The sequence below is a fragment of the Hymenobacter defluvii genome, from assembly GCF_017589435.1.
GTDB classification, from domain to species: Bacteria; Bacteroidota; Bacteroidia; order Cytophagales; family Hymenobacteraceae; genus Hymenobacter; species Hymenobacter profundi.
Map to the genome: position 1 here is coordinate 1 of NZ_JAGETX010000040.1, position 8040 is coordinate 8040.

The 8040-nt window shown below is 51.9% G+C and carries 5 protein-coding genes and 1 pseudogene; all 6 read left to right on the forward strand.

Features of this window, described 5'->3' with window-relative positions:
* Positions 1-1278, forward strand: a pseudogene (gene rpoB, locus J4D97_RS22380) (DNA-directed RNA polymerase subunit beta); the annotation flags it as partial.
* Positions 1279-1616: 338 nt separating this feature from the next.
* The gene (gene rpoC, locus J4D97_RS22385) at positions 1617-5966 is read left to right on the forward strand and encodes a DNA-directed RNA polymerase subunit beta' (RefSeq protein ID WP_208309538.1); all 4350 of its coding nucleotides are present in this window, start codon (positions 1617-1619) and stop codon (positions 5964-5966) included.
* Positions 5967-6060: 94 nt separating this feature from the next.
* Positions 6061-6393 carry a DUF3467 domain-containing protein gene (locus tag J4D97_RS22390; protein WP_208309539.1) on the forward strand — a complete coding sequence of 111 codons (333 nt, stop codon included), beginning with the start codon at positions 6061-6063 and terminating at the stop codon, positions 6391-6393.
* 230 nt (positions 6394-6623) lie between these two features.
* Positions 6624-7052, forward strand: coding sequence for a 30S ribosomal protein S12 (gene rpsL / locus J4D97_RS22395; RefSeq protein ID WP_185281368.1), 429 nt, complete (start codon positions 6624-6626; stop codon positions 7050-7052).
* Between the two features lie 92 nt (positions 7053-7144).
* Positions 7145-7612 carry a 30S ribosomal protein S7 gene (gene rpsG / locus J4D97_RS22400; protein WP_044515484.1) on the forward strand — a complete coding sequence of 156 codons (468 nt, stop codon included), beginning with the start codon at positions 7145-7147 and terminating at the stop codon, positions 7610-7612.
* A 99-nt stretch (positions 7613-7711) separates the two neighbouring features.
* Positions 7712-8040 (forward strand): GTP-binding protein (locus J4D97_RS22405; protein WP_208309540.1); only part of this gene is annotated, 329 nt, incomplete at its 3' end.

Sequence of the window (8040 nt, forward strand, 5' to 3'; positions counted from 1 at the left end):
AAGCTACTCCGCGCCATCTTTGGTGACAAAGCCGGCGATGTGAAAGATGCCTCGCTTAAGGCGCCGCCATCTTTGAATGGGGTAGTAATTGGCACTAAGCTGTTCTCGCGTCCGAAAAAGGATAAGAATCTACGTGCCAAGTCGAAGAAGGAAGTGGAAGAGTTGAAGGACTCTTATGCTAAAGAGCTTCGTGGCGTGAAAGCTGTGATGATTGACAAACTGGTGCAATTGCTTGACGGCAAAACGTCGCAGGGAGTGAAGCACAAGTTTGGCGACGAGATCCTGACGAAAGGTGCCAAGTTTGGCAAGAAGAACATCACTGATGCTCTCTTCCCAGACAAGAACCCTTACAAGGACGAAAGCAATTACGCTGTGCCGGAAGAAGTGAACATGTTCAAAGACCTCATCTTGGAAGGCTGGACAGCTGACGAGAAGGTGAACAGCATGTTGGCTGAGCTAGTGAAAAACTATGCAAAGCGCCGTAACACTATCACGGCTCGCTTCAAGCGCGACCGATTCACGTTGGAGGTAGGCGACGAGTTGCCTGCTGGTATCGTGCAGTTGGCCAAGGTATACATCGCCAAAAAGCGTAAGCTGAAGGTAGGGGATAAGATGGCTGGTCGTCACGGTAATAAGGGTGTAGTAGCCCGTATTGTACGCGACGAGGACATGCCTTTCCTACCCGATGGCACGCCGATGGACATTGTGCTGAACCCGCTAGGTGTACCAAGCCGCATGAACATCGGTCAGATCTACGAGACCGTTCTTGGCTGGGCCGGGTTGAAAATGGGTCGCACTTATGCTACCCCAATTTTCGACGGTGCTACCGAAGATGAAGTAGCGAAAGAACTGACCGAAGCTGGCCTGCCTGATTGGGGTCGTGCTTATCTCCACGATGGCTTATCGGGTGACCGGTTTGACCAGCCTGTAACGGTCGGTGTGATCTACATGCTGAAGCTGGGTCACTTGGTTGACGATAAGATGCACGCTCGTTCTATCGGGCCGTACTCCCTCATCACGCAGCAGCCGCTGGGTGGTAAGGCGCAGTTTGGTGGTCAGCGCTTCGGTGAGATGGAAGTGTGGGCGTTGGAGGCCTTCGGTGCATCCAATGTGCTACAGGAAATCCTCACAGTGAAGTCGGATGATGTGATTGGCCGTGCCAAGGCGTACGAAGCAATTGTAAAAGGCGACGTACTGCCCAAGCCGAATATCCCCGAGTCCTTCAACGTACTCATTCATGAGTTGCGCGGTCTGGCTTTGGAAATCACGCTTGACTAAAGTTTGAAAGTAGTGGCTGCTGATATTTCGGTATCGGCAGCCACTTTTCAAATCAGTTAGAATACCCGCGGTTCGGGAAACCGATAACAGCCGCTGCCGGCGTTGTTCCGAGATATGGTCAGAACAGCATTCATCCTCGGTGGTAGTTGGCCGCAATTCGATTCAGCTTTTGAATCAACCAACTAGTAAGACCTGGCGGAAAACTACTGCGCGGCGTACCTATCCGACCCGCAGAGCACTTTTCGCAGAGTCGAACTGTTATGTTCTTTCCGACCTGTCTTAAGACTAGCGGAACCAACAAACAGATACAAGCCAACAGCTAACAACAGCTACCCTACATGGCGTTTGCAAAAAACAAGAAACTGGTACAGGACTTCTCGAAAGTTACCATTTCGCTGGCTTCGCCCGAATCCATTTTGGAGCGGTCGAACGGTGAAGTAGTGAAACCTGAGACGATCAACTACCGGACGTACAAGCCCGAAATGGGCGGTCTATTCTGCGAGCGAATCTTCGGTCCGGTGAAGGACTGGGAATGCCACTGCGGCAAATACAAGCGGATTCGCTACAAGGGTATCATCTGCGACCGTTGCGGCGTGGAGGTAACCGAGAAGAAAGTACGCCGGGAGCGGATGGGCCACATCGAATTGGTGGTGCCCGTTGCGCATATCTGGTACTTCAAGTCCCTACCTAACAAGATCGGCTACCTGCTGGGCCTACCCACCAAGAAGCTCGACCAGATTATCTACTACGAGCGTTACGCTGTAGTGCAGCCAGGTATTTTGGCTGAAGAAGGCGTACAGCAACTTGACTTCCTCACGGAAGACGAGTACTTGGACATCATCGACCGTCTCCCCCGCGAGAACCAGATGCTGCCTAACGAAGATCCGAACAAATTCATCGCCAAGATGGGTGCCGATGCGCTGCAAATGCTGCTCGAGCGTACCAACTTGGATGAGCTGTCTTACTCTCTGCGTGACTCAGCTGCCCACGAAACATCGCAGCAGCGGAAGGCTGAGGCTCTGAAGCGTCTGCGCGTAGTGGAAGCGTTCCGTGATGCCGCTACCCGCATTGAGAACAAGCCCGAGTGGATGGTAATCCGCATGGTGCCGGTGATTCCGCCGGAGTTGCGTCCACTCGTGCCGTTGGATGGTGGCCGTTTTGCTACCTCTGACTTGAATGACCTGTACCGCCGCGTTATCATCCGCAACAACCGTCTCAAGCGCCTGATTGAAATCAAGGCTCCTGAGGTGATTCTGCGGAACGAGAAGCGCATGCTCCAGGAAGCTGTAGACTCGCTGTTCGACAACTCACGTAAAGTGAATGCCGTGCGTGCTGAGGGTAACCGTGCGCTGAAGTCGCTGTCTGATATGCTGAAAGGCAAGCAGGGCCGCTTCCGCCAAAACTTGCTCGGTAAGCGCGTCGACTACTCTGGTCGTTCGGTTATTGTGGTAGGACCTGAGTTGAAGCTGCACGAGTGCGGTCTACCCAAGAACATGGCTGCTGAGCTGTTCAAACCATTCATCATCCGCAAGCTTATTGAGCGCGGCATTGTGAAAACAGTAAAATCAGCGAAGAAGATTGTAGACCGTAAGGACGCTGTGGTATGGGATATTCTGGAGAATGTGCTGAAAGGCCACCCTGTTCTCCTGAACCGTGCTCCTACCTTGCACCGTCTGGGTATCCAAGCGTTCCAGCCGCGTCTCATCGAGGGTAAGGCTATCCAGCTGCACCCACTTGTTTGTACAGCCTTCAACGCTGACTTCGACGGTGACCAGATGGCTGTGCACGTTCCCCTGGGACCTGCTGCTATCCTGGAAGCCTCAATGCTTATGTTGGCTTCGCACAACATCCTGAACCCTGCTAACGGCGCGCCCATCGCGGTACCGTCGCAGGACATGGTGTTGGGTCTGTACTATGTGACCAAAGGCAAGCGTTCAACTGACGACGAGAAAATCCAAGGCGAAGGCCGGATGTTCTACTCGGATGAGGAGGTAGTAATTGCTATCAACGAAAAGCAGCTTTCGAAGCACGCCTATATCAAGGTACGCACGAAGGTTCGTGATGAAGAGGACAACCTCGTTACCAAGATCATCGAAACCGTTGCCGGTCGCGTGCTGTTCAACCAGCTTGTGCCTGAGGAGGTAGGTTTTGTAGACGAGTTGCTGACTAAGAAGAAGCTTCAGCAGATCATCTCGCTGGTGTTCAAGCGGACTGGTATGGCCCGTACCGCACAGTTCCTCGACGACATCAAGACGCTGGGTTTCCAGTCGGCTTACAAAGGTGGTCTGTCGATGGGTCTGGGTGATATCCAGATTCCACAGGAGAAGGACGAACTGATTCTGCAAGCTCAGAATGACGTGAAAGCCGTAACCCAGAACTATCAGATGGGTCTGATTACGGATAACGAGCGTTACAACCAGGTTATCGACATTTGGACGCGTATCAACAACCAAATCACTGAAACCCTCATGGGGCGCCTCGAGAAGGAGAACCAGGGCTTCAACTCGATTTACATGATGATGCACTCCGGCGCCCGTGGCTCGCGCGAGCAGATTCGTCAGCTCGGCGGTATGCGGGGTCTGATGGCCAAGCCGCAGAAGTCGTTGCAAGGCTCGGTAGGGGAGATTATCGAAAACCCGATTCTGTCCAACTTCAAAGAAGGCTTGGACGTAATCGAGTACTTTATCTCTACCCACGGTGCCCGTAAGGGTCTGGCCGATACGGCACTGAAAACGGCTGACGCCGGTTACCTGACGCGTCGTCTGGTAGACGTATCGCAGGACGTTATCGTAAATGAGGTGGACTGTGGCACACTGCGTGGCATCGAGACCTTTGCACTGAAGGATAACGAGGACATCGTAGAATCGTTGGCCGAGCGTATCTTGGGTCGTGTAGCAGTGCATGACATCATCGATCCGCTATCCGACGAAGTAATCCTAACAGCTGGTGACGAAATCACCGAAGAGGTGACGCGTCGCATCGATCAGACCAGTATCGAATCGGTGGAAATCCGTTCGGTACTGACTTGTGAATCAAAGCGTGGTATTTGCGCTAAGTGCTATGGCCGCAACCTGTCGTCGGGCCGTATGGTCCAGAAGGGTGAAGCGGTAGGTGTTATTGCTGCTCAGTCAATCGGTGAGCCTGGTACCCAGCTGACGCTGCGTACCTTCCACGTAGGTGGTACTGCATCTAACATTGCAGTAGAAGCTAGCACACGTGCCAAGTTCAATGGTGTAATCGAATTTGAAGATGTTCGCACAGTAGACACTGCTAACGCCGAAGGTGAGTCAGTGAAAGTCGTGATGGGCCGTTCAGGCGAGATTCGTATTGTGGAGCCAGGTACTGGTAAAGTATTTATCTCGCACCACATCCCGTATGGCTCTTTCCTGCTCGTCGATGAAGGTCAGCAGGTAGAAAAAGGCCAAGAGCTCAATAACTGGGATCCGTATAACGCGGTAATTCTGGCTGAGTTCGACGGTACGATTCAGTACGATTCGATTACGGAAGGCGTAACCTACCGTGAAGAATCGGACGAGCAGACAGGTCACCGTGAGAAGGTAATCATTGAGTCGCGCGACAAGACCCAGAACCCGTCTATCATCGTTAAGTCGGGCAAGAAGGACGCTGACGAGTCTCAGAAAGGCTACAGTGTACCAGTAGGCTCTCACTTGAACGTGGAGAATGGTCAGAAAATCAAAGCAGGTTACATCCTCGCTAAGATTCCGCGTGCCGTGGGTAAGACCCGCGACATTACCGGTGGTCTACCTCGCGTTACGGAACTATTCGAAGCTCGTAACCCCTCAAACCCGGCCGTTGTATCGGAAATTGATGGTGTAGTGAGCTACGGTACGGTGAAGCGTGGTAACCGTGAAATCTTCGTTGAGTCGAAAGACGGCGTGAAGAAGAAATACATGGTGCCGCTGTCGAAACACATTCTAGTCCAGGACAACGACTTTATCCGGGCCGGTATGCCGCTTTCCGATGGTGCTATCACTCCGAACGACATTCTGAGCATTCAGGGTCCAGGCGCAGTGCAAGAGTACCTCGTGAACGAGATTCAGGAAGTGTACCGTTTACAGGGTGTAAAAATCAACGATAAGCACATTGAGGTGGTAGTGCGCCAGATGATGCAGAAAGTTGTGATTCTCGATGCAGGCGACACTAGCTTCTTGGAGCACCAAGTAATAGACAAGGTGATTTTCATGGAGGAGAACGATACCATCATCGACATGAAGGTGGTAACGGAAGCCGGCGATTCGACCAACATGCGCCCCGGCCAGATTGTATCGGCTCGTAAGCTGCGCGATGAAAACTCGTCGCTCCGTCGTCGTGACTTGAAACTGGTGGAGGTACGGGAGGCTCAGCCCGCTGTATCGCGTCCTACCCTCCAAGGTATCACACAGGCTTCGCTAGGTACACAGTCATTCATCTCGGCTGCTTCCTTCCAAGAAACGACTAAGGTGCTGTCGGAAGCTGCCATCCGTGGCAAAGCAGACGAACTGCTGGGCTTGAAGGAGAACGTAATCGTAGGTCACCTCATTCCGGCCGGTACTGGCTTGCGCGAATACACGCGCCAGGTAGTAGGCTCGAAGGAGGAGCTCGAAGCGTTGCAGAACGCTCGGGCAACTGAAGAAGTCGTAGCTCCCAAGCGGGCGTCACGTGCCAAGCGCGAGTCGGTATCGGAGTAATCCGATAAGATCTTGAATAAAAAACGGCCGGTTGGAGTAATCCGACCGGTCGTTTTGTTTTTAGTAATTTTGATCCTTCATCTTCCGCTTCAACATGAGTCACCCATCAGACCCCAGCATTCCGCAAGATCCAAATGCTATCAATATAGAACTGCCCGAAGACATTGCTGAGGGTCAGTACGCCAACTTGGCTATGATTGCGCATAGCAGTAGCGAGTTCGTTATCGACTTTATCCGATTGATGCCGGGCCTACCTAAAGCTAAAGTGAAAGCTCGTATTGTTATCACGCCAGAGCATGCCAAGCGTTTACTCGCCGCACTGGCCGATAACGTAGAACGCTTCGAACAGACATTTGGCCCTATTAATTCGCAACCCGAGATGCCAAGCTTTCCGATGAATTTTGGAGGGACGATGGGGGAGGCATAGCTAGCCGAAATTTAGATAACAGGTATGGATTTCTTGTTGAGCGGAATCTGTAACATTGCTTTTTGTGTAGTAGGGTAGAGGTGAAGAAAGGATGGGAGGTTAGAAAGAGATATTCTTGTGGTTTCTCTAAAACAAACTAGTTCAACCTGTTTGCTATTTCAAAACACTTTATCTACCTTTGCAAGCCTAATTTTTTGGGAGAAGACCCTCCTGGACAAACCATTCCGTAGATGCCTACCATTAACCAGTTAGTACGTAAAGGCCGCGAGAAGCTGACGACGAAGTCAAAGTCGCCGGCCCTTGATGCGTGCCCGCAGCGCCGCGGCGTTTGCACCCGTGTATACACCACTACGCCTAAGAAGCCGAACTCGGCTATGCGTAAAGTTGCCCGCGTGCGCCTGACCAACGGCAAAGAAGTTAACGCCTACATTCCCGGTGAAGGCCACAACCTGCAGGAGCACAGCATCGTGCTGATCCGTGGTGGCCGTGTGAAAGACTTGCCAGGTGTGCGTTACCACATCATCCGTGGCGCTCTCGATACCGCCGGTGTAAACGGCCGTTTGCAGCGTCGTTCGAAGTATGGTGCTAAGCGTCCGAAGCCAGGCCAAGCTCCCGCAGCTGGCAAAGGCGGCAAACCAGCACCAGGTAAGAAAAAGTAAATACTAAGAGATGAGTAGTTGGAAGTGAGAGGTGAGTGCCAAACTATGGCTCTTATCTCACTTCTCACTTCTCTTTACTCACTTCTGATACTATGAGAAAGTCAAAACCGAAGAAGCGCATTCTCCTACCTGACCCCAAATACAAGGAGACGCTGGTAACCCGTTTCGTCAACTACATGATGTATGACGGAAAGAAAAACCTAGCCTACACTATTTTCTACGATGCCTGCGAGCTAGTTGAGCAGCGTACGAAGGAAAGTGGTCTGGAAATGTGGCGTAAAGCCCTGAACAACGTGATGCCAACTGTAGAAGTGAAGAGCCGCCGTGTAGGCGGTGCTACCTTCCAAGTGCCGATCGAAGTTCGCGCTGACCGTCGCATTGCTGTTGGTTCGAAGTGGTTGATCCAATATGCTCGTCGTCGTGGTGAGAAAACCATGAAAGACAAGCTGGCTGGTGAAATTATTGCTGCCGCTAAAGGCGAAGGTGCTGCTGTCAAGAAAAAAGATGACACCCACCGTATGGCTGAAGCCAACAAAGCCTTCTCGCACTTCCGATTCTAAATCGTTGTTAAGGACTTAGGGTCTTAGGAACTTAGTTTTCTCTTTGAAGCTTACTAGGTGCCCAAGACCCTAAGCCCTTAAATAACACTTAATAAAGCAATGGCTGTTAATAAAGACCTGCAATTCCTCCGGAACATCGGGATTATGGCGCACATCGACGCCGGTAAGACCACGACTTCGGAGCGCATTCTCTACTATACCGGCAAAACCCATAAAATCGGGGAAGTGCACGAAGGTGCTGCCACGATGGACTGGATGGAGCAGGAGCAGGAGCGCGGTATTACTATTACCTCGGCCGCAACCACTACGTTCTGGAACTATCCTACGAACGAGCAAGGCGACCCAACTCCTGAGACCAAACAATACAAAATCAATCTCATCGATACCCCGGGTCACGTTGACTTTACGGTAGAGGTAGAGCGCTCGTT

Coding starts and splice junctions, on each gene's coding strand:
- J4D97_RS22390 (WP_208309539.1), top strand. CDS start 6,061: ATGAGTCACCCATCAGACCCCAGCATTCCGCAAGATCCAAATGCTATC.
- rpsL (WP_185281368.1), top strand. CDS start 6,624: ATGCCTACCATTAACCAGTTAGTACGTAAAGGCCGCGAGAAGCTGACG.
- rpsG (WP_044515484.1), top strand. CDS start 7,145: ATGAGAAAGTCAAAACCGAAGAAGCGCATTCTCCTACCTGACCCCAAA.
- rpoC (WP_208309538.1), top strand. CDS start 1,617: ATGGCGTTTGCAAAAAACAAGAAACTGGTACAGGACTTCTCGAAAGTT.